This is a genomic window from Streptomyces sp. NPDC005195 (assembly GCF_040608315.1).
GTDB classification, from domain to species: Bacteria; Actinomycetota; Actinomycetes; order Streptomycetales; family Streptomycetaceae; genus Streptomyces; species Streptomyces kaempferi.
Genome location: NZ_JBEXHZ010000212.1, coordinates 1 through 2985, shown reverse-complemented (window position 1 = coordinate 2985; position 2985 = coordinate 1). Strand labels below are relative to the sequence as shown.

The 2985-nt window shown below is 66.5% G+C and carries 2 protein-coding genes and 1 pseudogene; 2 read left to right on the top strand and 1 reads right to left on the bottom strand.

Annotation, left to right across the window (positions count from 1 at the left end):
* Positions 1-689: pseudogene (locus tag ABZV34_RS38085) on the top strand (hypothetical protein); the annotation flags it as partial.
* A gap of 949 nt (positions 690-1638) precedes the next feature.
* Here ABZV34_RS38085 and ABZV34_RS38080 read toward each other — a convergent pair.
* Positions 1639-2184 (bottom strand): SMI1/KNR4 family protein, encoded by a 546-nt coding sequence (locus ABZV34_RS38080; RefSeq protein ID WP_356287465.1) that lies wholly within the window; start codon positions 2182-2184, stop codon positions 1639-1641.
* A 149-nt stretch (positions 2185-2333) separates the two neighbouring features.
* On the opposite strand from ABZV34_RS38080, the gene ABZV34_RS38075 reads away from it, so the two are divergent.
* Positions 2334-2975 (top strand): transposase family protein, encoded by a 642-nt coding sequence (locus ABZV34_RS38075; protein WP_356287462.1) that lies wholly within the window; start codon positions 2334-2336, stop codon positions 2973-2975.
* Positions 2976-2985: the final 10 nt, after the last annotated feature.

Below are 2985 nucleotides of genomic sequence, written 5' to 3'. Positions count from 1 at the left end.
GCCACACGATCATGAACGGCCGCAACCTGCGCTCGGGCGACCCGGCAGGCATCGACCAGGAGATGTGGTCACTGCTCACCCTCTACCAGGCACTGCGCACTGTAATGGTCGAGGCCGCGGAGGCGCTGGCGGGCACCGATCCAGACCGCTGCTGCTTCACCGTCGCCCTCCAGACCGCCCGTGACCAGGTCGTCCAGGCCGCCGCCGTCATCACCGACCCCGCCGACGCCGGTCATCTCGGACTGATCGGGCACCGGATCCTGACCCGTCTCCTCCCGCCCCAGCGCCAACGGGTCAGCACCCGCAAGGTCAAGTCGCCGATGTCCCGCTACAGCACCCGCCACGAGGATGGCAGGCCCGACACCAGCCGCACCATCACCGCGCTCGACATCAACGTCCTCGAGCCTCCGGAATCCCGCCCCCAGCTCCCCGCCGTCTCACGCGACGACCGGCACACCGCCCTCGCCGAGCGCCGCCGTCACCGAATCCTGGCCCTGCTCGAGAAGGACCCCAACCGCCTCTGGCGCCCCATGACATCGCCTCCCATTTCGGCGACATCACCATGGAGACCATGTATCGACAGCTTTCCAGATGGGCCGAAACCGGCCTCATCCACAAACTGGGACCCGGCCTCTATGCCGCCACAGCATGGACCCCAACTCCCCTTGCGTGACCAGCGAAAACGCTAAATACCCGGCCTTGCGGCTTCCCCACCCGGCGGAGAACGACCACTCGGTCCGCAGGTGTCTGGTCCGGGTCGCCGTGAGGAGCCCGGCCAGTGCAGCGCCAGCGGGACTGGTGGTTGGGCAGTAAGCCGTCGGGCGGTGAACATCGACTCCAGGGCGGGCCGGCGTCGCCGGTAGGGCCAGCCGGTCGCGCCCGTCTGTACCAGCGCAGCAGATCGTCGCCGCTCGCTGCGGGTGCGTTCGGACCGGGTCCTTGGTTTCGCTGCGAGACGTTCCTGTGCACCGTGACCTCCGGAGCCCAGTAGCAGAAGCGGTGCGAGCGCGTGGTGTTATCAGCTGATATCGGCAGGCGCAGGGACGGGCGAGCCGACCTCCGGATGGTGCGGGCGACAACTCCGGCGATGGCGCCACCCGCGCCTACGGCCGGGAAGCGTCTCTTGGGGGTTCAGTCTCCGAATGAGACCACAAGTCCCACGAGGCCGAGAAGCAGGCCGCCGCCCAGAACGATGCCGCCCATCAGTCTGAAGAACCAGAGGCCGAGACTCGACGGTTCAGTGAGCCTCAAGTCCATCGTTCTCGCGGCAGTCGCAGATCGCACCGCATTGCGACGTGTCGCAGCCTTCTCCGCCGTGCCGCGCACGTTGAAAAGGTACATAGCTCCCCAGCCCACGCTCGCCGTTGCCAACACAAACAATAGGATCCGCGCACCCACAGCAAGCCTCCCCAACACGCTGCCCAGCTGAATTGTCCCGCCGGACTCTGCCAGCCAACTGCGGGAATGGCAACTGATCTTGGGCTCGAGTGTTGAGGACTCACTTCGACGCACTACAGGCTGGCCGGAGTCACCGTCAGAGAGGGCTGGCTTCGCCCAACGCCGCGCTGTCGTCGGCCTCCTCACAGTGCGTCGGTCGCATGGACAATCGTGGTGCGCCGGGCTCTGTGTGCGTAGCGGTCAGTCCCACCAACCGTCGCCGGCGTGCCAGCGTTGCACCCATTCCAGGAAGCCGACCGCCTCCGGCATCGGATACGGGCAGGCGCCGACGTCGGTGACCACCCAGATCCTGCCTCGCTGAGGACCGGTCACGACCAGGACCCAATAGGAGGGGCCGTCGTCGGTACCGAGCACGATGGAGCCGTGGTTGTAGACGTCCGCGACGCGCTCGTGATGGCCGTCGGCCAAGGGCTCGTCTTCCCAGGCCCAGGCCTCCTGGAGCGGGAACGGGGCAGCGGGATCGCGGTCTCTGTCGTACGGCCAGTCCGGTGGGAGCCAGCCCAGAGGGAGAAGGCCGCCGTCTTCCGGCGGTCCGAGGGGCGACCCGTTGGTGATCTCGGCGATCAGACTCCGGTACGGCTCCGGAAGCACGAGCCCGTGTTCGGATTCCCACGCGGAGATGCCTTCGTGTCCCAGTGCCGGCTCGCGCCACTCCGTCTCAATTGCGGAGCGCAGGAACTCCAGGGTGTCCTCGGCAGGGCACTGATCAGGTGATGTGGTTGTCACGACAGCATGCTTACACAAGGGACTGACAGGGCTCCTTCGGGACCATCAGACTCGAACAATTGGGTGGGAAAGTTGACCCTGCCGCTGGGGAATTTCGGGCTCTGTCGGAGATCTTGTGACGTCACCTGCCTGACCTGGGTATCTACCGGGTGTGCGGTTCAGGAGGTTTGGGGCGGTTGCTACCGCATTTAGCCGGTGTGGTGGTCGAGTCGATCGAGTGTACGGCCGGAACGGTCACGTTCTGCGCTCACTCCGCGATACCGACGGCGAGGTGTCCAGGGTGTGGGGTGGTGTCGTGGCGTGTGCACGGCCGGTACGCGCGCCAGTTCGCTGACGCTCCCGTCGGTGGAACTTTGGTGGTGATCGAACTCGTGGTGCGCCGGTTCAAGTGCCTCAATCCGTGCTGCCCAGCGGTGACGTTCGCCGAGCAGATCGAAGGGCTGACCAGCCCGCATGCCCGGTACACGCCGCTGCTGCGCACGCTGCTCACGGCGATCGCCGCGTGTCCGGGAGCGCGGCTCGCGGCCGTGCTGAGCATCCGCGCTGGCAAGGACAAACTCCTGGACCTCCTCCGGCGGTTACCGGAGTTGTCACAGGCCAGCGCGCGCATACTCGGAGTCGACGCTTCGCGCTGCGCAAGGGCGACTCTTACGCCACGATCCTGGTGGACCTGGAAGAGCGGCGCCCGGGCTGCGGCTTCGGCTCGGTGGTGCGTTACATCCGCACCGCACGCTCACGCAACTCAAGCGAGTATTTCCTGGGAGCGGCCATGGTCGATGTTCCTCTCATGAGAACCATCTG